Here is a 22,770-nt window from a genome sequence, read left to right as displayed (position 1 = left end):
CAACAGTTAATTACCAGTGAACACTAATCATTTGGATGGATTTTGACTGAATCTCGGGGCAAATGCTGTATTCACGCCGTCTTTTGGGATCCGCTGGACGGGTTTCGGACAGCCGTTTCCGTGGTCCGTGGCCCCAAGCTCGTCCGGCATCCTAGGCTGGGGTGATGACTAGCGACGACGCCACGGCCGGCATACTGCAACGCCCTTACCTCTTGGCCACGGTGGGTTCCTGCGCGCTGGTTTTCCTTGCAGCTTTCGAATCGATGGCCGTCACCACCATCATGCCGATCGTGAGCCGCGAGCTGAACGGTGCCGGACTCTATGCCCTGGCGTTTGCCGGGCCTCTCGCAACAGGCGTTATCGGGATGGTGGCCGCAGGGAATTGGGCCGACCGGCGTGGCCCGGCCGCTCCGCTCTATGCTTCCGTGGCATTGTTCGCGGCTGGCCTGCTCATCGCGGGAACCGCGGTTTCCATGCCGATGCTTGTGGCTGGACGGCTCGTCCAAGGCCTCGGTGGCGGCGCCATGACCGTAGCGCTCTATGTGGTGATCGCCCGCGTCTATCCCGGCAGGTTGCACGCACAGGTCTTTGCTGCGTTCTCAGCGGCGTGGGTCATTCCCTCGATGATCGGCCCTTTTGCAGCCGGCGTTGTCGCCCAGATGAGCAGTTGGCATTGGGTATTCCTTGGCGTCGTAGGGCTGGTGGTTCCGGCCTTGGCGATGATCCTCCCCGTCATGCGGGGCATGAGTTCCGCGCCCGGCTCCCGGTCCGGAGGCCCCGGGGCGGGACGGCTGGCCGGGGGAAAGCCTGAAGCTGCAATCGTTCCTTGGGCATTCGGCCGCATGGGATGGGCCGCGCTCGCCGCCGTTGCTGTCCTCGGCCTGAACCTGTCCGGGCAGGTGCCCGCCGTCGGTTGGGTGATTGCCGCCGTCGCGCTTGTCCTTGCTTTGCTGGCCGTACGGCCATTGGTTCCGCGCGGTACGCTCGGCGCGCACCGCGGACTGCCGAGCGTCATCCTCATGCGCGGGATCGCTTCCGCCGCTTTCTTCGGTGCCGAGGTCTACGTTCCGTACCTTCTCACGGTGCGCTACTCCTTCAGCCCGGCATTCGCCGGGCTCGCCTTGACGGGATCGGCGCTGGCGTGGGCAGGGGCTTCCGCCGTGCAAGGGCGGCTGGGTTCCAAGCTCGGCAATGCCCCGGCGGTCCGGATCGGTTCAGTGCTGGTGCTCGGTGCTGTGGCCGTGCTCCTTGTGACCACAGTGTTCTCTTGGCCCGCCGGCGTGGCGATCGTGGGATGGCTGTTCGCGGGCGCCGGTATGGGCCTGATGTACCCGCGGCTGAGCGTCATGACCCTGGCGCTCTCCCGTCCAGAGGACCAGGGCTTCAACAGTTCGGCAATGTCTATCTCCGATTCCCTCGGCGGCGCTCTCTCGCTCGCGGTGACCGGGCTTGTCTTCGGAGCCCTCACGACGACGGCGGCCTCTTTCGCGGGCGTCTTCGCACTGACGGTGTGCCTCGCCGTCGTAGGACTCATCATTGCGCCGCGGGTTGGCGGCGGGCGGCCGGCGCGTGTTGGACGTGCGGGGGACGCAGAGGCGCACCGCGCCGCGGACGACATCCGGGCCTAAGTCGTGGTGGCGGTGGGGATTACTTGGGGGAGGAGCTTCGCGTGGCCCGGAGCACGCTGTCGATGGTGGTGGCGTGTTGGCCGTCCGGGCTCGTCACCGCGCGCTCCCGGGAATCGGCCACATTGATCCTCCACGTCCCCGGGCCGCTGGTGAGCGCGTCGATCAAGTCCTCGGGCGTGAAGAACTTGTCCTTCATATCCGCATGCCCACTCCACGGGGTCAGGCCTTCCGGATGATGCCCCACCACCAGCAAAGCGCCGCCGGGAGCCACGGCTGCCGCGGCCGAGGCAAGGGAATCGCGCCACGGAAGGAGCGGAGAGTGAAGGAATTGGGAGGACACCAGGTCGAAGCCCTTTTCGGGGTGCCACGAGCCGAAGTTCCTTTGCAGCCAGACGATCCGCTCCTGTAGCCCGGCGTCGGCGGCATGGGCTTCAGCCCGTTCAAGAGCGACGGCGGAGACGTCCACCGCGGTCACCGTCCAACCATGCTGGGCGAGCCAGATCGCGTCCGCGCCCTCCCCGCAGCCCAGGTGCACGGGCCGTACCGGGAGCCAGGCCCTTGGCTTCGGCGATCAGCTGCGGATTGGGATTGCCGCTCCACCTCTTTGGCTTTTCCCGGTACACCTCGTCCCAAAACTGCGACGGGTCGGCGTCGCGGTCGGTTTCGCTGTGAAGGTGGGCTCCGCCATCGTGCTGGTGCGTCATGGCTCAAGCCTGCCTTGACGTGCCCCGCGAGGCAACGCCCGTCCGCACCCAACTGCGAGTCGGTTTGGCGCGCTCGACGGCGGAACTGGTCGGCTGTGCGAAGGCGAGCGGCTCGCGGATGCTAGAATGGACTTACTTGATGTGCAGTGATGCCCGCCTGTTCCCGTTTTTGCCTCTGTCCAGAGGACGGGGAGTGGGCTTTTTTCATGTGAGAGGCACATCCTGCGTCGATGAACGCGTTCTCTTTGGTCCCGGCCACGGCTAAATGCCTACCGGTCGATCACTGACTTTTTCCTCGGCGAACCCTTGGCCCAACCGGCGTCGGGGGACGATGTCCATTGGACACCGCCAGAAAGACCCTAGAAACACATGACAACTTTTGCTGCCCTTGGCACCCCCAAGGCCATCGCCGAGTCCCTTGCCGCAGATGGCATCGAAGAAGCATTCCCCATCCAGGTCAAGACCCTCCCGGATACGCTCGCTGGCCGCGACGTGCTGGGCCGCGGCCGCACGGGCTCCGGCAAGACCATCGCTTTCGCTATCCCGCTCGTGGCACGTCTCGCCGAGCGCGAAGCCAAGCACTTCCGCAAGCCCGGCCGCCCCATGGGACTGGTCCTCGCACCGACCCGCGAGCTGGCCACCCAGATCAACGCCACCATCGAGCCGCTGGCCAAGGCCATGGGCCTGAACACCACGGTCATCTACGGCGGCATCTCCCAGGCCCGCCAGGAAAAGGCGCTGCGCGCCGGCGTCGACATTGTTATCGCCTGCCCCGGCCGCCTTGAGGACCTCATCCGCCAGCGCATCCTGACCCTCGAAGCTGTCGAGGTCACCGTGCTGGACGAGGCAGACCACATGGCAGATCTCGGGTTCCTCCCGGTGGTCAAGAAGCTCATGGACATGACCCCCACCCAGGGCCAGCGACTGCTCTTCTCCGCGACGTTGGACAACGGTGTTGACAAGCTGGTCAACCGTTACCTGTCCAACCCGCTGACCCACTCCGTGGATGACCCGCAGGCCGCGGTCACCACCATGGAGCACCACGTCCTGGTGGTCAACGACCAGACCGTCAAGAAGCAGCTGATCGTTGAGCTCGCTTCCGGCGCCGGCCGCCGTGTCCTGTTCATGCGGACCAAGCACCACGCCCGCAAGCTTGCCAAGACCCTGACCGACTGCGGCATCCCCGCCGTCGATCTCCACGGCAACCTTTCGCAGAACGCCCGTGACCGCAACCTCGCCGAGTTCTCCAGCGGCGAGGTCCGGGTCCTGGTGGCCACGGACGTCGCGGCCCGCGGCGTGCACGTCGACGACGTCGAACTCGTCATCCACGTCGACCCGCCCACAGAGCACAAGGCTTACCTGCACCGCTCCGGCCGTACGGCCCGCGCAGGTTCCGACGGAACCGTGGTCACGCTGACGCTTCCCGAGCAGCAGTCCGACGTCAAGAAGCTCATGAAGGCTGCCGGCGTCGACGTTTCGTTCGAGCGCGTCACGGCCAACTCCCCGCTGGTTGCCGAGCTCGTGGGCGCGGTTGCCGACAAGGTTGACCCGCGTACCCGTGCGGCACTGCTCGCAGCGAAGACCCAGCAGCCAGGCGGCGGCTCCTCTACCGGAGCGAACGCCCAGCGCAAGCGCAATCGCCGCACTACCCAGGCTGCACCCACTGCGGGTGGCCGTGGTGGTCGTGGTGGACGCGGCAAGGTTTCCGCCGAACCCGTTCGCACGGACGTCAACCGCGCCGACCGTCGTGCGGCCGCGAACGACGACGTCGCCCGCAACCCGCGCGGTCGCGGCAACGCAGCTTCCGCTCACCGCAACGACGTTCCGGGTGCACGCGGTCAAGGCGCGGGTCAGGGCGGCCAGGGTGGTCGCAGCGGCCGTCCGGCGACAGGTCAGCGTGCTGCCGCGGGCAACCGCTCGGCGTCTGCACCGCGCACGGAATCCGCAACATCCACACGCAGCAGCGGCAACTCAGGGGGCAACAAGGCTGTGTGGTCCTCGAACACCGGCGGCAACTCCGGTGGCTCGTACGGCTCAGGTTCCGGCAACTCGGGTTCCGGCCGTCCGGCCCGCAGCGGCCCGCGCCGTGCGTCGGCTCCGGCGTCGAACGAGCGCCGCAGCCGCTAAAGCCATTACCAGCCCCGCTCGCGCCATGCTGCCAAATGCGGCCGCTCGGCACCGAGTGTGGTCGGATCCCCATGGCCCGGATGCACCACGGTGTCGTCCGGGTATGCCCCGAACAGCCGTTCCGTCACATCGTTCAACAGCGACGTAAAGCGGGCGGCATCGTTCTGGGTGTTGCCAACACCTCCGGGGAACAGCGAGTCGCCGCTGAAAATGTGTGCCGGCCCTTCCGGGTCCTGGTACACGTAGGCGATTGAACCCGGAGTGTGGCCGCGCAAATGCACCGCGGCGATGTCGAAACCGTCGAAGTTTCCCACATCGCCATGGCGCAACGGCACGTCCACCGGCACCGGCAGCGCGTCGGCGTCGTCCACTCCGGCCGAGGTCTTCGCGCCCGTGGCTTCCACCAACCCTGGAAGCGCGCGGACGTGGTCCCAGTGCTGGTGCGTCGTGGCGATCAGGGCCAGCTTGGGCACAGAGTCGGTGTCCGCGGCCGACTCAGCCAGCATTGTTTGGATAGCCGGAAGGTCGTCCGCGGCGTCGATCAACAGCTGCGCACCTGAGGCCTTCGAGGTCAGCAGATACACGTTGTTGTTCATCTCGCTGACCGAGATTCGCCGGATGGTGATGTCGCGGAGTGAATGAATGAGTGAGTCCATTCGTCCACTCTACGGAAGCGGCGCGAGGCCGTCCGACTACTCTCGTCCTTCCGAAACCCAGGTGGGATCCGCGGACCGGGAGCCGACGACGTCGTCCGCGGCGCCGTCGAGCACGTCCAGTTGGGCGGCACTCAGCTCGAGGGACAGGGCACCCAGGTTCTCATCGATCCTGTGCGCCTTGCGCGTGCCGGGGATGGGGACGACGCTGAGCTGGAGGCGGCGGCCCTGGGCGAAAGCCAGGCCAGGGCAACCTGCGCCGGGGTCACGGGACGGCCGGTGCTCCCGGATAGCTCGGCGGCCACCGAGCGCACAGCCGCAACAACCGCTTGGTTGGCGTCCAGGGCGCCGTCGGCAAATCGGGGGATGCGGTGCCGGAAGTCGTTATCGCCGAGTTGCTCGGCGTTGACGGTCCCGGTCAGGAACCCCCGGCCAAGCGGCGAGTAGGGTACGAAGCCCACGCCCAGCTCGGCCGCAGCCGGGACGACGTTGCGTTCAACGTCCCGGCTCCAGATGGACCATTCGCTTTGCACCGCGGTGATCGGGTGCACTGCGTTGGCTTCCCTCAGCTCCTCGGCTGTCACTTCAGACAGGCCAAGGTGCCGGACTTTGCCAGCCCGGACAAGCTCTGCCATGGCCTCCACGGTTTCCACAATCGGAACGCGGAGGTCGCGGCGGTGCATGTAGTAGAGGTCGATGACGTCGGTGCCCAGGCGGCGGAGGCTTGCTTCCGCCGCCCGGGCCACGTACGCGGTATCTCCCCGGACATCGGTGTAGCCCTCGCGCGGGTTGCCCACGATGCCGAACTTGGTGGCCAACTGGACCTCGTCGCGGCGATCGCTCAGCAGCTTCGCGATGAGTTCCTCGTTGTCGCCCGCGCCGTAAACGTCCGCGGTGTCAATGAAGCTGATGCCGGCGTCCACGGCATGGTGCAGTGTCTTGAGGGATTCGGCGGGATCCACTTCGCCGTATACGGGCGTCAGTGCCATCCCGCCGAAACCGAGGGGGCTTACAGTCAAATTGCCGAGTTGTGCATTCGTGATTGCCGGGCTCATGATGCTTCTCCTTCGCCGTTTGTTCGTCTCATTGCTGGCAACTCCGCAAGGCGGGGGAGTATTCCGGGAATCCTCCCAAAGCTGCTCAGGCGCGCTTCTCCGTCGGAAGGGCCTTCAGCCCAGCGGCGCAGCCCACGATTCCTGCAATGAACAGCAGCTTGAGCGGGCTGGCCGGTTCGACGCCGGTGGCCATTGCCCAGCCGACCGTCAGTGCCGCGCCGACCCCCACCCAGACGGCGTAGGCCGTGCCAAGGGGAATGCGCTTCACAGCGATGCCGAGGCCGATCATGCTCAATGTTGCTGTTACGGCGAAGACCACGGTGGGGATGGTCTGGCTGAATCCGTCGGACAGGCCAAGGGCTGTAGCCCACACCGCTTCGAGCACGGCGGAACCCAGGAGAACGGTCCATGCAAACTTGGCGGCCATCGCTACGCCACCACCTTTAAGCCGACCACGCACACACCGATCCCTGCGAGCAGCAACAGACGGGCCGCCGTCGGGCGCTCAACTTTGGTGATCATTGCGTAAGCAGCTGTGAGAACGACGCCGACACCCACCCACACCGCGTAGGCGGTGCCCGTCGGGATGGATTGCATCGCGAAGGCCAGGCCTGCGGTGCTCGCAACAACTGCGACGACGAAAATGGCGGAGGGAAGCGGTTTGCTGAAGCCTTTGGAACGGTGGAGTGCTGCGGCCCAGACGGCTTCAAGTGCACCCGACAAGATGAGGATTAACCACGACATGACAGATCCTTTGGCCAGTCTTGTCTCATGCCGGGTACTGAACCGTCGTCCGGAGGTCCCTCTGCGGGCCTTCCTTCGAGGCTAGCAAGCCCGACGCCGGGAGGCCAGTTTGGTGGCGGATCTCACCGGGGGACATGCCAGCGGCTAGGAGTGCGCATGCTCCACGCGATCAATGGAGATGACGGCGAGGAAACCGCGGCCCAGGATCTCCGGGCTCCGGGTGTCGGAACCTACTACTGCGTCGTAGCGGGCGAGTTCGACGGACTCGGCGCGTTCGACTGGCTCCGCAGGCGCGGCGGCGGTTCCATCCTCAGAGCCGTCCGCAGACACAGCCACTTCCGACGGCTCCGCGCCGGGAGTAACAGAAGCCTTGCCCTCCAAAAGGACTGCCAGCTGGCCCTCGAACACCGGGTGCGCGCGCTTCTTCGAGAGTTCGATGATGGACGTGTAGCCCTTGAACTCGCCTGTCCGCGCGATCACGTTGAGGTCCCGGATATCGCCGGTGGGGAGTGCGCTGGCCGAGGCCGCCTCGCCGGAAAACCGGAACGGCCGGTACTTTTCGAGCGGGTGCTCCTCGCCGCTAACGGTAAGGAGCAGCAATTCGCCGTCGATCACCGTGATGACGCGTTCCATGCCGGGGAACGTCGAGAAATCGCCGGCCGTTCCGACGTCGGCGATACTGACGCGCCAGTCCCACGCCCCGTCCTGTGCCGACGCCGCTTTCGGGTGGCTCGCGATTTCACGGGTCACCCCGCCGCCGTTGCGCCACGGTTCAGGTTTGAGCTCGGCAAAGCGGATGATGTCCATGCGCTCCAGCCTAGCCCGAGCCCACCTTTGGCCGGCGCGCGGCCCGCGTAACATCCGCGCGGTTCTCCAATCCCGGAGGCCCTTGCTAACGTCGTATAGAGATAAACGGTTGGAGGCACGGAATGTTCGTCAAAGTGTGCGGCTTGAGCACGCCGGAATCCGTGCAGGCCGCCGTTGAATCCGGCGCAGACGCGGTGGGCTTCGTGCTGACGAAAAGCCCGCGCGAGATATCGACCGAACGAGCCCGAGGCCTCTTGATCCATGTGCCCGAAGGCGTCGCCGCCGTCGGAGTCTTCCGTCACGAAGCCGCCGCCGACGCCGTCGCAACCGCCCGCGAGGCCGGCCTGGAATGGATCCAGCTGCACGGCCGCCGCACGCCCGAAGACGTTAAGGCCGTGCACGACGCCGGCATGCGGCTGATCAGGGCCGTTACCATGGGTGCCCCTCCGGAGGAGTTCGACGAGTGGGGCGAGGAATTGCTCTTGATCGACGCCGCAGTGCCGGGTTCGGGGGAGGCTTGGGACTATTCCACGGTTCGGAAGTTGGGCCTGAGTGGGCGTAACTGGCTATTGGCCGGAGGGCTGACCCCGTCCAATGTCGGAGATGCAGCGCATGAAGCCGAAGCCTGGGGCGTAGACGTGTCCAGCGGCGTCGAGTCGTCCCGCGGAGTGAAGGATCTCGGCCTCGTTCGTGCGTTCGTCCGGGCGGCAAAGGCCGTCAAGGCCGTCAAGGCCTGACCACATCCCCCGACGCTCGCTCAGATGAAGTGAACCCCTAGACCACAACAATGCCAGACAGGAGACAATGGGAAATATGAAAACGCTGCTCAACATCATCTGGCTCGTCTTCGGTGGCTTCGTCCTGGCCTTGGGCTATTTCATGGCCGGAATAGTGTGCTGCTTGCTGATCGTCACCATCCCGTGGGGCATCGCCTCGTTCCGTATTGCCTCGTACACGCTGTGGCCGTTTGGCCGCATGATCATCGAGAAACCCGGCGGCGGGGGCATCTTCCCGCTCCTCGGCAACGTCATCTGGTTACTGGTAGCGGGCATCTGGATTGCGATCGGCCACGTGGTGACCGCCTTTGCCATGGCCGTGACCATCGTCGGGATCCCCTTGGCCATTGCCAACCTGAAGCTGATCCCCGTATCGCTCATGCCCCTGGGCAAGCAGATCGTGCCCAGCAACCGCCCGTTTGTCAGCACCTACCGCTAACTTTCCGCGCGCCGGGCATCGGGCACCATGGACTGTTCCGGAGTAGCGTAGGCCGTGTCTGCACTGCCTCCCCTCGAAAGGAACAGTCCATGTCCGCCGCTAGGAACACCGTTGCCAAAAACATCGTCGCCACCCTCAAAGCCAACAATGTCCAACGGGTCTACGGGATCCCCGGCGATTCGCTGAATGGATTCACGGACGCGCTGAGGGAGGAAGACAGCATCAGCTGGGTCCACGTCAGGCACGAGGAAGCCGCTGCGCTGGCTGCCGCGGCCGAGGCCGGACTCACAGATGAACTGGCGGTGTGCGCCGGATCCTGCGGGCCCGGTAACCTGCATCTGATCAACGGCCTTTACGACGCCAACAAGTCCAGGGTTCCCGTCCTGGCCATCGCCGCCCACATTCCCAGCGAGGAAATCGGCAGCCAGTACTTCCAGGAGACGCACCCCCAGGAGTTGTTCCGGGAGTGCAGCGTCTACGTCGAGCACGTCGCCCACCCTTCCCAGATGCCCAGGGTCTTGGAAATCGCCATGCGTACGGCAGTCGAAAAGCGGGGGGTCGCCGTCGTCGTGATTCCTGGCGATGTTGCCCTCGCGGAGGCGCAAAGCAACCGGACCGCGGTGATCCGCGCTGCCCGGCCGGAGATCCGGCCCAACGTCCGGGAACTCGCAGAGGCAGCGGACATCCTCAACGCGGCCGGCAAAATCACCATCCTCGCCGGCGCCGGCACCGCGGGCGCACATGACGAAGTCATGGCGCTCGCGGACGCGCTGGGGGCGCCGATCGTCCACGCGATGCGCGGCAAGGAGCACATCGAATACGACAACCCGTTCGACGTCGGCATGACCGGCCTTTTGGGGTTCAGTTCCGGCTACCGTGCGATGGAGAGCTGCGAGGCCTTGCTCATGCTGGGCACCGATTTTCCGTACCAGCAGTTCTACCCGGAGAACGCGAAGATCATCCAGGTGGATGTCAGGGGCGAGCAGCTTGGCCGGCGCACGCCCGTTGACCTCGGGCTCGTGGGCACGGTTAAGGACACGGCGGCCTCGCTGCTGCCGTTGATCGAGCGCAAGACCAAGCGCACGCACCTGAGTGCTTCGCTCAAGCACTACGCGAAGTCGCGCGCCAAACTCGATGACCTGGCTTCGCCCGCGAAGGACGGCCAGCCCATCCACCCCCAGTATGTAGGCAGGCTGGTGGATGAGTTGGCGGCCCCGGATGCCGTTTTCACGTGCGACGTCGGGTCCCCGACGGTGTGGGCCGCCCGCTACCTGAGCATGAATGGCCGACGCCGCCTCCTAGGCTCGTTCAACCACGGAACCATGGCTAATGCCCTGTCGCACGGCATCGGAGCTGCCGCCGCGTACCCGGGCCGGCAGGTGGTGGCCCTCGCCGGCGACGGCGGCCTGACAATGCTTCTCGGTGAGCTGATCACCTTGGTGCAGAACAAGCTCCCTGTCAAAGTGGTGGTCTTCAACAATTCCTCCCTGAACTTCGTGGAACTCGAAATGAAGGCTGCGGGATTCGTCAACTTCGGCACGGAGTTGGAGAATCCGGACTTCGCCAAACTGGCAGAAGCTGTGGGCATCCGCGGAATCCGGGTGGACAACTCGTCCGGGTTGAAGGACGGACTGGCTGAAGCCTTTGCGCACGACGGTCCGGCCCTGATCGATGTCCGCACGGCCCGGCAGGAACTATCCATTCCTCCGGCCGTCAACGCTGAACAGGTCAAGGGATTCACCCTCTACGCCATCCGGACGGTCCTGTCCGGCCGCGGCGACGAGCTCATCGATCTCGCGAAGACCAACATCCGCCAGATTTTCTAGCCGGCGCCTCAGCGCAGCTAGCTGACCGTGACGGCTCCGGTGCGCAGATCGAAACTGAAGCCGCGCTCCACAGCCCGCTTGCCGCCGTCGTACGCCACCGCCAAAGTCAGCTCCAGCGGGTCCCGCGCCAGATCCGCCTCGGTGACGGTATACACCGGAGTGAAGTAGGGCGCTTCCGCTTTGGGTGAGTCAGGCGCTCAAGGCTGCCGGAAGGCACCATCCCTCAACAGGGCCACAGCGGATCCGGCGTCGAGTTCGGCGGCGATCTCGACGTCGTCGGCGTATCCAGCGCCGATCAGCTCCCGGCCGCTGGAACAGCCGCGGAGAACTTCATGAAGGTGGGGTTCGGCAGCGTTGAAAACCGCCATCGCGGCCTGGGCTTCCGGCGCAAAGCCCTCCATGCCGTCTTCCGGTGTGAAACCGCCCCGTCCTGCCGCCGCGAGCCCGGCAATGAAGGCGCCGGCTCCGATCTGATCCTCCACAGCGGGACGGAGCGAGCCTCCGGGCCATCGTTCACCGGCCGCGATCACGGCCACCACCGCATCGGAAGATAGTTCGGCCGCTACCCAATCCGCGGTAGCGGCCGCGTTGCGCAGCGACACCGCCGCGATGAGCGGCACCTCCCGGGCGAGCTCGTAGGCAAGGGCGGAGCCGTTGGGCGAAGGCAGTACCACGCGACTCAGGGACCGCGCAGTCCGAAGGCTCGACGGCGAGAGGCTCAGGCCGCCTGCTCCCCGTGGGACGGCGAGTTGGGCGGCATGGTGGGCTGCGAAATCCTCCGCAGTTGCGTCCTTCCAAGGGTAGGGAAACACCGTGGCGCCACGATCGACGGCGACGCTCACGCACGTGGTGAAGGAGAGGACGTCAACCACAATCGCGAGGTCCGCGCCCGACGCAACTGAGCGGGCGCCGTCGAGCCCCCACTCAAACCTCACTGCGAACGGGAAGCTGCCGGTGCACCATCCACGGCCCGGTCATGAGAGCTCGGCCCCCAGGTTGCGGCGGGCGGCATCCAGCCACAGGCTCTTCGCGCGTTCGCTGTGGAAAAGCGGATCCAATGCGAGCAGTTGGCGGACCACAGTGGCCCGACCGGCGGCGAAATCGGCATCACTGACGTGGGCGTAGTCCTCGCGGACAGCAGCCAGGTAGCGGGCATAGGCCGTGGGCTCGGCGCCGAGTATGGAGAGATCGGCGTCGCACAGGAGCGCGCCCGTGGCGTCTCCCATGTCGGGGCTGTGCGTCGAGGTCAGCCTGACGAGCCGGGCGACCTCGGCAACCACTGCGGTGGGAAGTCCTGCGGTGGCGAGCCGGTCCTCGGCCAACTTGGCCGATTCCTCTTCGTCCTGCCCCGCAATTCCTTCGTAGACGGCGTCGTGGAACCATGCGGCCAAGGTCACCGATGGTGCGGGAAGTGCGGGTTCCGTGAGGACATCCAAGGCCTCAAGAACCGCCAATAGATGCGTCCGGCTGTGATACTTTCGGTGCTCTTCGCCCCAGCGTTCCAGGAGTTCGAAACCCAGTTCTTCATGTCCCGGAAGCGTCGAATTCCAGCGCACCAGCAGCGGCAGTGTGAGCGCTTTGCTGCGCTCGCGGGCGGGAATCCGCAAGCCGCTCGCGATCAGTTTGCGCACCAGGATGCGGGCCTCCACAGGGATGGCTCCCGCGGACAGGAGATCGTTGTAGCGGCGCTCCGGGACGTCATAGTGGTCGCCGTCGAAAGCTCGCTCGGGGATCCCTGCGGCCTCGGCAAAGGCATGCAGTTCCTCGAGCGATGTGTCTGAGACGAGGTGGGAATAAACCGTCCCGTGCGCGGGCCACAGAGGAGGATCGACATACACGGCCATGGCGACAGCTTAGTCCTTGGCCGAAATCCTGGGTGCGGGCCGTGCGCTGCGTTCGGTGGCGCAAACGGCGAGGGGTTTTTCCACATAAGCGTGATGGGCTATGGACAGTAGTTTCGCCGTCGGCAAACATGGATCGGGAGAGCCCGTTTGCCAAAGTTGAGCATAATAGACTCAACTTTGAAACAGTCATTTCCCGAAAGGAGCTCTTCCATGGACGTCAAATTCACCACCAAGAGCCAGGAGGCTCTTTCCGCGGCGGCTATGAACGCCTCCACTGCCGGAAATCCGCAGTTGGAGCCTGCGCACCTCCTCAAAGCGCTCATGGACCAGCGCGAGGGAGTCGCTGTCGCGCTTTTGCGCGCCGCCGGAGCGGATCCGGATGCCGTGAGCGTGCAAGCGAGTTCAGCGATTAAAGCACTGCCGTCGTCGTCGGGCAGCTCCGTCCAACAAGCACAGCTCTCCCGTCCCGCCATGCAGGCAATCCAAACTGCCCAGAACGAGGCCGAGAAACTCGGCGATTCCTATGTGTCCACTGAGCACCTCCTTTTGGGGCTCTCTGCTGGAAGTGACCCTGTCGGAAAGCTATTGCGCGACGCTGGTGCCTCCCATGAGGCGCTTCTCGCCGCTTTGCCGGGTGTCCGGGGAGACCGGAAAGTCACTTCGCAGGACCCGGAAAACACCTTCCAGGCGTTGGAAAAGTACGGTACCGATCTCACCGCCGTGGCACGCTCCGGCAAGCTGGATCCCGTGATTGGGCGAGACAGCGAGATCCGGCGGGTAGTCCAGGTCTTGAGCCGCCGGACCAAGAACAACCCCGTGCTGATCGGTGAACCCGGTGTCGGCAAGACCGCCGTCGTCGAAGGCCTCGCCCAGCGCATGGTGGCCGGAGATGTCCCGGAAAGCCTGCGGGGCAAGACCTTGATCGCGCTGGACCTCGCCTCGATGGTTGCCGGGGCCAAGTACCGTGGCGAATTCGAGGAGCGCCTCAAGGCCGTTTTGGAGGAGATCAAGAATTCCGATGGCCAGGTAGTCACGTTCATCGACGAGATACACACGGTTGTGGGAGCTGGTGCTACGGGTGAAAGCGCCATGGACGCGGGCAACATGCTCAAGCCCATGCTGGCCCGTGGCGAGTTGCGGCTCATAGGTGCCACCACGCTGGACGAGTACCGCGAGAATGTCGAGAAAGATCCTGCCCTGGAGCGCCGATTCCAGCAGGTCTACGTGGGTGAGCCCAGCGTCGAGGACACCATCGGGATCCTCCGCGGCCTTAAGGAACGCTACGAGGCCCACCACAAGGTAGCCATCGCAGACTCAGCCCTGGTTGCTGCCGCCACGCTTTCCAACCGTTATATCTCGGGCCGACAGTTGCCGGATAAGGCGATCGACCTCGTGGACGAGGCCGCGTCCCGGCTGCGCATGGAGATTGATTCCGCACCGGAGGAAATCGATCAGCTTCGCCGGTCCGTGGACCGTCTCACCATGGAAGAACTTGCCCTCGCGCGCGAGACGGACGCAGCTTCGGTGGAGCGCCTCGCCGCGCTCCGGGCAGACAAAGCGGACAAGAATGAAGCTCTGGCGGCCCTGAATGCGCGGTGGGAAGCCGAAAAGGCCGGACTCAACCGCGTTGGTGACCTCAAAGCGAAAATCGACGAATTGCGTTCCGCTGCCGAAAAATACCAGCGCGAAGGCGATCTTGAGGCTGCCTCACGCATTCTCTACGGTGAGCTTCCCGCGTTGGAGCGGGAGCTCAGTGCGGCAGCAGAGGAAGAATCGGCCCGGGATGCCCGGGGTGAAGCGAAACCCGCCCTCATGGTCGCCGACGAAGTCACTGCGGACGATATCGCTGAGGTTATTTCGGCCTGGACCGGGATCCCTGCCGGCCGGATGTTGCAGGGCGAATCCGAGAAGCTGCTGCACATGGAAGAGGAGCTCGGAAAGCGGCTGATCGGCCAGTCCAAGGCTGTGGCCGCCGTTTCCGACGCCGTCCGCCGCGCACGCGCAGGCATCAGCGACCCCAACCGCCCCACGGGTTCCTTTCTGTTCCTTGGCCCTACCGGCGTTGGCAAGACGGAGTTGGCCAAGGCACTGGCCGACTTCCTGTTCGACGACGAGCGTGCCATGGTGCGGATCGACATGTCCGAATACGGGGAGAAACACTCCGTGGCGCGGCTGGTCGGTGCGCCTCCGGGATACGTGGGCTACGAGGAAGGTGGCCAACTCACTGAAGCGGTCCGCCGTCGTCCGTATTCCGTCATCCTTCTCGACGAAGTGGAGAAGGCGCACCCGGAGGTGTTCGACATCCTCCTGCAAGTGCTCGACGACGGCCGCCTCACCGATGGGCAAGGCCGCACCGTGGACTTCCGGAACACCATCCTGGTGCTGACGTCGAACTCGGGCAGCCAGTTCCTCGTGGATCCAACGTTGGACCCGGCGGCTAAACGGAATGCGGTCATGGCCGTGGTCAATGCCTCCTTCAAGCCCGAGTTCCTCAACCGGCTCGATGAGATTGTGCTGTTCGATCCGCTCAGTGTGGAGGAGCTCGCCAGGATCGTCGAGCTGCACGTGGATGAGCTGACCAAACGGCTGCGCGACCGCCGGCTCACCCTTGAGGTCAGTGACGGCGCCCGGGCCTGGCTCGCCATGTCCGGCTACGATCCCGCCTACGGCGCGCGTCCGCTGCGCCGCTTGGTTCAACGCGAAATCGGGGACCGCCTCGCCAAGGAGATCCTCGCCGGACAGATCGCGGATGGCGACACTGTGGCGGTGGACACCGCGGCCGACGTCGACGAGCTCACCATCGAGGGGCTGGAAGCCTTGTCAGGTCCCGACGGCGGCGCCCCCGCCGGTAGCGGTCTCACGGTGCGGCGGAAGGTCTAGCCCTCCACCCAAACTGCGAGTCAGGCGGGGTTACTTCTGGAGGATGGATTCCTTTAGTGAGTTGCCCGAATCCACCACGATGAAGCAGTCCACGCGGCGATCCCCGTTACCCCAGCTCGTGGAGCTGGGGTACACGTTCTGCTGCAGGAGCACGTACTTGCTGGAGGCTTCGTTCAGCATCACAGTGCGGCAGACATCGCGACCCTTGGTCTGCAGCGCGGTGGCGCCCGGGAAGGAGTCCTCTGCCTTGTAACGGTAGATTGCGCCCAGTTGTGCCGAATGGTCGGTGTTGCACTCCACCACACGGGATTTAGTTGCGTTGGAGTTGAAGTCGGCGAAGCAATCGCCTAGCTGGTAATCCTTGGCCTCGACATCTGCCGGGAGCGGGCCACGGCTGGAGGACGTGGCGGGTTCGGGTGTGGCATCGGCCGCCGGGCGGTTGGCCAGGGCTCCAACCAGGATCCAGATCACGACGCCGATGAGTACTAATACACCCAGCACAATGCCACCAATGATGAGCCATTGCCGCCTCATAACGTCACGGGCGGACCGCCGTCGGGGCCTTTTTCCGTCGGGTTTTTCGACGGGAACAGTGTCCTCAGGCTCACTTTGGTCAGGCACGCCATCCTCCGGCTTGAAGCCCGAAGTTCCCGGATGCTCGGCCCCTGAATAAGGGTCCACGGGCGGCTGATCGTCGCCCGTGCTGCTGTTGCCCGGGAAGGTGTTGTCCTGGCCCATGTCTGAGTTATTGCCTTTCATGCGTGTGGCCCGATATTAGGGCGACTCTACCCAAGTTTTTCATGCCGATGAATGGTGATGACGCCAGGTGGGACTGCGAGGCTGCTTTCGCGAACGTCATGGCAAGCAGTTGCTCCAGAAAGCATGTAACCTAGACATACGACAAATTGACCAAACATTCCGGGGCCTCACCGATCGCCAAGGTGACCACCTCCGGTCCAAGTACAAAAGGGGGTCACGCCATGGGGCGCGGCCGTCAAAAGGCAAAAGCTACCAAGCAGGCTCGGGACATCAAGTACTACTCCCCGAACACTGACTATTCGGCCCTTCAGCGGGAGCTAACGGGTCCATCAAGTCGTGGGACGAGCCGATTCGCGGACGATCCACCGGAGCCGGACTACTCGGCTTACGAGGACAAGTACGCACAGGATTTGGAAGACGATGACGACGAGGTAGACACCCGCCGTATCGGATAGCTGTCGCAACAATCAGGTGCCGTTGGTATCGAGTTGCGTGCCGCCGTCGTACACGAGGTCATGTGGCATCCCTGGATGTCGCTCAAACGATTGAGCCCGTAGGGCGCGTCATTAACGACGCACCCTACGGGCCTTTTTCGTCTACTTTCCGGGGTCAGTCCTTCTCGTGGCACAGATCCAGCAAAGGGATCAGTGTTTCGAGGTCGTTGGCGCGCGCCGCGGACAGGATCTTCCTGTGAGCGTCGGCCACGCGCTCCAGCTTGGCGTCGTCCAGGGGATACGAGCGGCTGATGAGGCGCTGAACAGGGTTGTCCCAGACGGATTCGAGCGTTTTCAGCAGGAATCCATTGGGCGCGGGTGCCGCGAGGCCCAAGTGGAACGCATGCGTGGCAGTAAACAGCGCCTCCGGGTCCGCGCTTGCGGCACCTTCAGCGATGAGCAGTTCAAGCCGCGCAAGCTGGAGGTTTGTGTATTTGGCCCCGCATTGCCTGATGGCCATGACCTCGAGGGCCTTTCGCACCTCATAGACTTCCTCGACAGCTGAGCGGGTCAGCGGCGTCGGAGTAGGCGGATGCCTATCCGCGGCATCTCTCGGGCGGACAGCAGCAGCGGGTGGCGATCGCCCGGGCGCTGTGCATGCAGCCGAAGCTGATGCTGTTCGACGAGCCGACGTCGGCTTTGGATCCGGAGCTGGTGGGCGAAGTCCTCAGGGCAATGAAGGATTTGGCTCGCACGGGGATGACCATGATTGTGGTGACGCACGAAATGGCCTTCGCCCGCGACGTGGCGGACCGCGTGGTGTTCATGCACGGCGGCCGGATCGTTGAACAAGGTCCCGCCGAAGAGGTCATTGGCAACCCGCAGCATGAGCGGACCCGGGCCTTTTTGTCGGCCGTGCTGTAGTTCGTTGGTAGTGCGCTCTCGAGAGCTGTTGACAGAATGCGTTAGTGACGGCTAACGTATTAATCATGCTCGACCCACTGGAAGTTGCCGCGGAGCCGAATAGGCGGCGCCTGCTGCAAATGCTTGCGGCGGGAGAGCGCACCGTGACGGAGATGGCCGCCGAATTCACGGTGAGCAGATCCGCGGTATCGCAACACTTGTTGCTTCTGGAGCAGGTAGGCCTCGTTGCCGCCCGCAAAGAGGGACGCAACCGCTTCTACCGCTTGGACAGCGATGGCATGAGAGAACTCCGGATGCTTTTTGAGCAGTTCTGGACTGCAGAGCTGGACATGCTCGTTGCTGACGCTCATAACTTCACCACCGACCGCCTTCCCACAACCGAGGATTCACCATGATTTACGACAAGACCGTTCTTCTTCCCCTCAACGTCGACCAGGCGTTCGAACTCATCACGCAGCCCGCACGGCTCCGCCGCTGGCAGACTGTTGCCGCCCGCGTCGACCTGACGGTGGGCGGCGAGTATCGCTGGACCATCACGCCGGGCCATCACGCCGCCGGGACCTTCACCGAAATCGAGCCCGGCAAGCGCGTCGTGTTCACTTGGGGTTGGGAGCAGCCTGAGGCCCCTGCTGACAATGTCTCCACCGTGGCCATCACCCTTGAGCCGGCCGACGGCGGCACCTCGGTGCGCCTGGTACACGAAGGACTTCCGACGCCGGAAGCCGTCGCCGCACACGCCGAGGGCTGGAACCACTACCTCGACCGTCTCCTTGCCGAGGCATCCACTGGCGACGCCGGAGCCGACGAATGGTCGGCTGCCCCGGCCGATCTCAACGAACTCAGCGCTGCGGACGCCACTCTTGCGATCGTGCAGCGCGTGCTGTCCCAGATCACCGAAGCAGACGCACAGACCCAGACTCCGTGCGCCGACTTTACTGTGACGCAGCTGGTCGACCACCTCGCCGGGTCCGTCTCCGGTATCGCCAAGGCTTTGGGCGCGGAAGTTGCGGACGACGCCGGGAAGTCGCCCGAGGTGCGCATCGCCGACCTCGCCCAGCCTGCGCTGGAAGCCTTCTACCGTCGCGGCCTCGAGGGCACCATCGACATGGGCTTCGCTGAACTGCCGGCCCCTATGGTCGCCTCCATCCTGAACCTCGAGTTTCTGGTTCACGCTTGGGACTTCTCCAAGGCGCTGGGCCTCGAGCTGTCGGTGGCTGACGAGCTCACCGACTATGTAGAGGTCCTCGCCCAGCACACCATTAGCGATCAGGTCCGCGCCGGCGGCAGCTTCGCTCCCGCGCAGGAGGTCAATGAGACGGCGTCCAGCCTGGAGCGTTTGGTCGCCTTTACGGGCCGCGCGGTTCACGCGTAGATCTGCTTCGACGGGGTTCGACTGTTGTTTGTGTCGGACCCCCGTACTAGTTTGAACGTGGTATCCGCTGGCGCACGCCGGCATCTTCAACGAAGGGATAGCAATGCCGCAGGTTGATAGCTACAAGCAGGGAACTCCATGTTGGGTTGACCTGTCGTCGTCGAACATCGAGGCCTCCAAGGCATTTTACGGTGACCTGTTCGGCTGGGAATTGGATGCGATGGATGCCGGCAATGGCATGACCTACTACATGGCCAAGCTGCAGGACCGCTACGTTGCGGGCATGATGGAGCAGATGCCGGACATGGCTGCCTCGGGTGTTCCGTCCTACTGGGCCAACTACCTCGCTGTTGATTCCGTGACCGAGGCCGCCGAGCGCGCGGCTGCAGCCGGTGGAAACATCGTTTTCCCGCCGGACGAGGTGCCCAACGGAAGTGGCCGTATGTTCTTCGCTGCTGACCCAACTGGCGCAACGGTTGGTTTCTGGGAGGCCGGAAGCCATCACGGCGCCGGACTCGTCAACGAACCCGGCACCGTGGTCTGGAGTGAACTGCAGACGAACGACGTCGCCAAGGCTGTCGCTTTCTACGAAGCCGTGACGGGATGCTCCAGCGAGACGGCCGCAGCCGGCGATCTGCAGGAGTACACGCAGTTTGTGGTGGACGGAAAGTCCGTGGCAGGCGCAATGAAGCAGCCCATGGAAGGCATGCCGCCGTTCTGGATGACGTACTTCAATGTTGCCAACGTGGACGAATCCGTTGCAAAGGCAGTGGAGCTCGGCGCGCAGATCTTCGCGCCCGGGTTCGATGTGCCCGGCATCGGCCGCATGGCAGTGCTTGGCGATCCTTCCGGAGCGGCCTTCAGCCTGATGGCTGGGGAGAGTAACTAGCCACCCGCGCTCAGCTCATAGGCAAGAGAAAGCCCCGGCAGCCCCAGTTATCCACTGGGCGGCCGGGGCTTTCTGCCGAAAGACCTCTATGCGTAGGCGTTCACCAAGCGGACTGCGCCGCCGTCGACGCCCTTGGCGCCCTGGACGTAGTCCGGGCCGCTCTTGTCCACGGACGCGGAGTCCGCCGCCACGGCACCCATGATCCACGAAGGCAGTCCGCGCTCATTGAGTCGGGCCACCGCCGCGTCGGCAATCTCCTGGGACACAATGGCCACCATGCCGACGCCCAGGTTAAGCGTGCGCTCAAGGTCGGCGAGCGGCACGTTGCCGAGTTCGGAAACCAGCTTGAAGATGGCCGGCAGTTCCCAAGTGGCGCGGTCAACCGTGGCTACAAGGCCCTGCGGCAGGACGCGGGCCAAGTTCAGCGGCCAGGCCGCCACCGGTGACGTGGCTGAAACCATGCACGGCGCCAGCACCAAGAGTTGTTACCGGGAAGGCACGGGCCAGGTCCAGGCAGTCCGCGGCGTAGACGCGGGTGGGCTCCAGCAGTTCCTCGCCCAGCGTGCGGCCGAGTTCGGAGACCTGGCGGTCCAGGGCCCAACCGGCGTGGTTGATCACGCGGCGGACCAGGGAGTAGCCGTTGGAGTGCAGGCCGGAGGACGCCATGCCGATGACGACGTCGCCAGCGCGGACACGGTCCGGGCCGAGCAGTGCGTCAGCTTCGACAACACCGGTAGCTGCACCGGCGACGTCGTACTCGTGTTCACCCAGCAGGCCGGGGTGCTCAGCGGTTTCGCCGCCCACCAAGGCAGTGCCTGCCACGGAGCAAGCGGCCGCGATGCCGCGGACGATGTCCGCGATGCGCTCGGGAACAACCTTGCCGCACGCGATGTAGTCGGTCATGAAGAGCGGCTCGGCTCCCACCACCACGATGTCATCCACCACCATGCCGACGAGGTCGAATCCGATGGTGTCGTGAATGTCCATGGCCTGCGCGATGGCAACCTTGGTACCGACGCCATCCGTGGACGTGGCCAGCAGGGGTTTCTTGAACGTGAGCAGCTTGGAGACGTCGTACAAGCCGGCGAAACCGCCGACTCCGCCGAGGACCGAGCTGTTGTGAGTCGCCTTGACGGCGTCCTTCATAAGTTCGACGGCGCGGTCGCCCGCTTCAACGTCGACGCCGGCGGACGCGTAAGTGATGCCGCTCGGGTTCTCAGCGGCGGAGGATGCGGAGGTCATACAGACTCTTTCTTATCGGCGTCAGTCAGCAGGTTCTCAAACTCGGCGTCGGGACCAGGATCGCAACCCGTTGCACCAGGCTTGTTGGCGGGGTCGTCCGAGTCTGCGGTTTCGGCTTCGGCGGACGTGCCCGACGTCGGCAGCCCACCGAGGTCGGTCCGCTCGAGGAGGTTTTTGCCCAGTTTGTCCGAACCCGGAAGTTCGATGGGGTACCGGCCCGTAAAGCAGGCGGTGCAGAGGCGTTCGCGGGGCTGCATGGTGGCGCCGATCATGCCGTCTTCGGAGATGTAGGCCAGCGAATCAGCGCCGATGGCCTGCGAGATCTCTTCCACGGTGGCACCGTTGGCGATGAGTTCCGCGCGGGAAGCGAAGTCGATTCCGTAGAAGCATGGCCACTGCACGGGCGGTGAAGAGATCTTTACGTGCACGCTGGCGGCGCCGGCTTCGCGGAGCATCCGGACAATGGCGCGCTGCGTGTTGCCGCGGACGATCGAATCGTCCACCACTACCACCCGCTTGCCGCGGATCACCGACTCGAGGGCGTTGAGCTTGAGGCGGATACCGAGCTGGCGCAGCGTTTGCGAAGGCTGGATGAAGGTACGGCCCACATAGGCATTCTTGACGAAGCCATGTGCGAACGGAATACCGGATTCCTCGGCGTAACCAACTGCGGCGGGAGTGCCGGACTCGGGGACGGGGATGACGATGTCCGCATCGTGGGTGTTCTCGCGGGCCAGCTGGCGGCCCATTTCCACGCGGGACTCATACACGGAGCGGCCACCGATGGCTGCGTCCGGACGCGCAAGGTAAACGTATTCGAAAACGCAACCGGCCGGCGTCGCTTCCGCGAATCGCTGGGAACGGACGCCGTTCTCGTCGATGGCGATGAACTCGCCCGGTTCGATCTCGCGGATGAAGCTCGCGCCGACGGTGGCAAGGGCGGACTGCTCGGAGGCGACAACCCAGCCGCGCTCGAGGCGGCCCAGGCACAGAGGCCGGATTCCGTAAGTATCGCGGGCGGCGTAAAGGGTGCCTTCATCCATGAAAACGAAGCAGAAGCCGCCGCGGATCTTAGGCAGCAACTCCATGGCGGTCTCTTCGAGGGTCTTGCCCTCTTCGCCCTCCAGAAGGGCCGTGACCAAGGCGGTGTCCGAGGTGTTGCCCTGCTTCATTTCGCCGGTCAGCTGGCCGCCGTTGCGCTCGAGGATCATGTCCCGGAGTTCAGTGGTGTTGGTCAGGTTGCCGTTATGGGCAAGGGCGACGGTACCCGTAGCGGTTGCGCCGAGGGTGGGCTGCGCGTTGGCCCAGTGGCTTGCTCCGGTGGTGGAGTAGCGGCAATGGCCGACGGCAAGGTGGCCGGTGAGGGTGTTCAGGGTTGTCTCGTCGAAGGCCTGGGACACGAGGCCCATGTCCTTGTAGACATTGATGCGCTTGCCGTCACTGGTAGCAATACCAGCCGATTCTTGTCCGCGGTGCTGCAGCGCATACAGCCCGTAATAGGTAAGTTTTGCTACTTCTTCGCCCGGCGCCCAGACCCCGAAGACGCCGCAAGCGTCCTGAGGTCCTTTTTCGTCGGGGAGAAGATCATGAGAAAGTTTTCCGTCGCCACGTGCCACTGGTCAATTGTCGCATGATGTTGGCGTGGTACTTTCCCTCGCTCACCTTTG

At 64.5% G+C, this 22,770-nt stretch carries 22 protein-coding genes, 3 pseudogenes and 1 riboswitch; of the genes and pseudogenes, 11 read left to right on the top strand and 14 right to left on the bottom strand.

All coding sequences use genetic code 11. From position 1 onward, the window contains the following. Positions 1-164: 164 nt before the first annotated feature. Entirely contained in the window at positions 165-1,628 is a 1,464-nt protein-coding gene (locus ACF0H6_RS09800) for an MFS transporter (RefSeq protein ID WP_395249432.1), read from the top strand. A gap of 19 nt (positions 1,629-1,647) precedes the next feature. On the opposite strand, the gene ACF0H6_RS09795 is transcribed toward ACF0H6_RS09800, so the two are convergent. Together ACF0H6_RS09795 and ACF0H6_RS09790 are read right to left on the bottom strand one after the other, a co-directional pair. After that, the gene (locus ACF0H6_RS09795; protein WP_395249431.1) at positions 1,648-2,163 is read right to left on the bottom strand and encodes an SAM-dependent methyltransferase; all 516 of its coding nucleotides are present in this window, start codon (positions 2,161-2,163) and stop codon (positions 1,648-1,650) included. Beyond that, positions 2,069-2,332, bottom strand: coding sequence for a hypothetical protein (locus tag ACF0H6_RS09790; protein ID WP_395249957.1), 264 nt, complete (start codon positions 2,330-2,332; stop codon positions 2,069-2,071). Before ACF0H6_RS09790 ends, ACF0H6_RS09795 begins: the two co-directional genes overlap by 95 nt. 369 nt (positions 2,333-2,701) lie before the next feature. Between ACF0H6_RS09790 and ACF0H6_RS09785 the strand changes: the two genes are divergently transcribed. Continuing rightward, entirely contained in the window at positions 2,702-4,459 is a 1,758-nt protein-coding gene (locus tag ACF0H6_RS09785; RefSeq protein ID WP_395249430.1) for a DEAD/DEAH box helicase, read from the top strand. Positions 4,460-4,464: 5 nt separating this feature from the next. Here the strand turns inward: ACF0H6_RS09785 and ACF0H6_RS09780 are convergent, their stop codons facing one another. The 5 genes and pseudogenes from ACF0H6_RS09780 to ACF0H6_RS09760 all read right to left on the bottom strand — a co-directional run bounded on the left by ACF0H6_RS09780 (position 4,465) and on the right by ACF0H6_RS09760 (position 7,718). Beyond that, entirely contained in the window at positions 4,465-5,115 is a 651-nt protein-coding gene (locus ACF0H6_RS09780) for an MBL fold metallo-hydrolase (protein WP_395249429.1), read from the bottom strand. Between the two features lie 36 nt (positions 5,116-5,151). After that, positions 5,152-6,167, bottom strand: a pseudogene (locus ACF0H6_RS09775) (aldo/keto reductase). 85 nt (positions 6,168-6,252) lie between these two features. Continuing rightward, a complete protein-coding gene (locus ACF0H6_RS09770; RefSeq protein ID WP_395249428.1) occupies positions 6,253-6,594 on the bottom strand; it encodes a DMT family transporter in 342 nt (113 codons plus the stop codon). Between the two features lie 2 nt (positions 6,595-6,596). Next, a complete protein-coding gene (locus ACF0H6_RS09765) occupies positions 6,597-6,911 on the bottom strand; it encodes a DMT family transporter (RefSeq protein ID WP_395249427.1) in 315 nt (104 codons plus the stop codon). Positions 6,912-6,920: 9 nt separating this feature from the next. After that, a riboswitch (guanidine-III (ykkC-III) riboswitch) is annotated at positions 6,921-6,986 on the bottom strand. 69 nt (positions 6,987-7,055) lie between these two features. Further along, positions 7,056-7,718 carry a HutD family protein gene (locus tag ACF0H6_RS09760; RefSeq protein ID WP_395249426.1) on the bottom strand — a complete coding sequence of 221 codons (663 nt, stop codon included), beginning with the start codon at positions 7,716-7,718 and terminating at the stop codon, positions 7,056-7,058. A 122-nt stretch (positions 7,719-7,840) separates the two neighbouring features. Here ACF0H6_RS09760 and ACF0H6_RS09755 point away from each other — a divergent pair, with 122 nt between their 5' ends. From ACF0H6_RS09755 to poxB, 3 genes are all read left to right on the top strand, one after another. Then, positions 7,841-8,455 (top strand): phosphoribosylanthranilate isomerase, encoded by a 615-nt coding sequence (locus ACF0H6_RS09755; protein WP_395249425.1) that lies wholly within the window; start codon positions 7,841-7,843, stop codon positions 8,453-8,455. Positions 8,456-8,531: 76 nt separating this feature from the next. After that, entirely contained in the window at positions 8,532-8,933 is a 402-nt protein-coding gene (locus tag ACF0H6_RS09750) for a YccF domain-containing protein (RefSeq protein WP_395249424.1), read from the top strand. Positions 8,934-9,022: 89 nt separating this feature from the next. After that, entirely contained in the window at positions 9,023-10,759 is a 1,737-nt protein-coding gene (gene poxB / locus ACF0H6_RS09745) for a ubiquinone-dependent pyruvate dehydrogenase (RefSeq protein ID WP_395249423.1), read from the top strand. Between the two features lie 17 nt (positions 10,760-10,776). On the opposite strand, the gene ACF0H6_RS09740 is transcribed toward poxB, so the two are convergent. The 3 genes from ACF0H6_RS09740 to ACF0H6_RS09730 are packed head-to-tail and all read right to left on the bottom strand — an operon-like array spanning position 10,777 to position 12,603. Next, positions 10,777-10,914: a hypothetical protein gene (locus tag ACF0H6_RS09740; RefSeq protein ID WP_395249422.1), complete on the bottom strand. Its 138-nt coding sequence runs from the start codon at positions 10,912-10,914 to the stop codon at positions 10,777-10,779. Positions 10,915-10,956: 42 nt separating this feature from the next. Beyond that, positions 10,957-11,694: a 2-phosphosulfolactate phosphatase gene (locus tag ACF0H6_RS09735; RefSeq protein WP_395249421.1), complete on the bottom strand. Its 738-nt coding sequence runs from the start codon at positions 11,692-11,694 to the stop codon at positions 10,957-10,959. A gap of 39 nt (positions 11,695-11,733) precedes the next feature. Further along, positions 11,734-12,603, bottom strand: a complete 870-nt coding sequence (locus ACF0H6_RS09730) for a DUF4031 domain-containing protein (protein ID WP_395249420.1) — start codon at positions 12,601-12,603, stop codon at positions 11,734-11,736. A gap of 210 nt (positions 12,604-12,813) precedes the next feature. Between ACF0H6_RS09730 and clpB the strand changes: the two genes are divergently transcribed. Continuing rightward, positions 12,814-15,483, top strand: a complete 2,670-nt coding sequence (clpB, locus tag ACF0H6_RS09725) for an ATP-dependent chaperone ClpB (protein WP_395249419.1) — start codon at positions 12,814-12,816, stop codon at positions 15,481-15,483. Positions 15,484-15,513: 30 nt separating this feature from the next. On the opposite strand, the gene ACF0H6_RS09720 is transcribed toward clpB, so the two are convergent. After that, positions 15,514-16,242, bottom strand: coding sequence for a septum formation family protein (locus tag ACF0H6_RS09720; RefSeq protein WP_395249418.1), 729 nt, complete (start codon positions 16,240-16,242; stop codon positions 15,514-15,516). Between the two features lie 221 nt (positions 16,243-16,463). Between ACF0H6_RS09720 and ACF0H6_RS09715 the strand changes: the two genes are divergently transcribed. After that, entirely contained in the window at positions 16,464-16,697 is a 234-nt protein-coding gene (locus ACF0H6_RS09715) for a DUF3073 domain-containing protein (protein ID WP_395249924.1), read from the top strand. A 154-nt stretch (positions 16,698-16,851) separates the two neighbouring features. Here the strand turns inward: ACF0H6_RS09715 and ACF0H6_RS09710 are convergent, their stop codons facing one another. Further along, complete coding sequence (locus ACF0H6_RS09710; protein ID WP_395249417.1) at positions 16,852-17,217, bottom strand: FCD domain-containing protein; 366 nt, start codon at positions 17,215-17,217, stop codon at positions 16,852-16,854. A 47-nt stretch (positions 17,218-17,264) separates the two neighbouring features. Here ACF0H6_RS09710 and ACF0H6_RS09705 point away from each other — a divergent pair. The 4 genes and pseudogenes from ACF0H6_RS09705 to ACF0H6_RS09690 all read left to right on the top strand — a co-directional run. After that, positions 17,265-17,600, top strand: a pseudogene (locus ACF0H6_RS09705) (amino acid ABC transporter ATP-binding protein); the annotation flags it as partial. 65 nt (positions 17,601-17,665) lie between these two features. Continuing rightward, complete coding sequence (locus ACF0H6_RS09700) at positions 17,666-17,995, top strand: ArsR/SmtB family transcription factor (protein ID WP_395249416.1); 330 nt, start codon at positions 17,666-17,668, stop codon at positions 17,993-17,995. After that, entirely contained in the window at positions 17,992-18,972 is a 981-nt protein-coding gene (locus ACF0H6_RS09695; RefSeq protein ID WP_395249415.1) for a TIGR03086 family metal-binding protein, read from the top strand. The genes ACF0H6_RS09700 and ACF0H6_RS09695 overlap by 4 nt, the downstream gene beginning before the upstream one ends. 103 nt (positions 18,973-19,075) lie before the next feature. Beyond that, entirely contained in the window at positions 19,076-19,861 is a 786-nt protein-coding gene (locus tag ACF0H6_RS09690) for a VOC family protein (protein ID WP_395249414.1), read from the top strand. Positions 19,862-19,947: 86 nt separating this feature from the next. Here ACF0H6_RS09690 and purM read toward each other — a convergent pair. Further along, a pseudogene (gene purM / locus ACF0H6_RS09685) lies at positions 19,948-21,103 on the bottom strand (phosphoribosylformylglycinamidine cyclo-ligase). Further along, positions 21,100-22,719 (bottom strand): amidophosphoribosyltransferase, encoded by a 1,620-nt coding sequence (purF, locus tag ACF0H6_RS09680; protein WP_395249413.1) that lies wholly within the window; start codon positions 22,717-22,719, stop codon positions 21,100-21,102. Before purF ends, purM begins: the two are co-directional and overlap by 4 nt. Between the last annotated feature and the right edge of the window lie 51 nt (positions 22,720-22,770).

It is taken from the genome of Arthrobacter sp. NA-172 (assembly GCF_043952055.1).
In the GTDB taxonomy this organism is placed as follows: Bacteria; Actinomycetota; Actinomycetes; order Actinomycetales; family Micrococcaceae; genus Arthrobacter.
The sequence above is the reverse complement of the archived record's forward strand: the minus strand, read 5'-3'. Positions and strand labels throughout refer to the sequence as shown.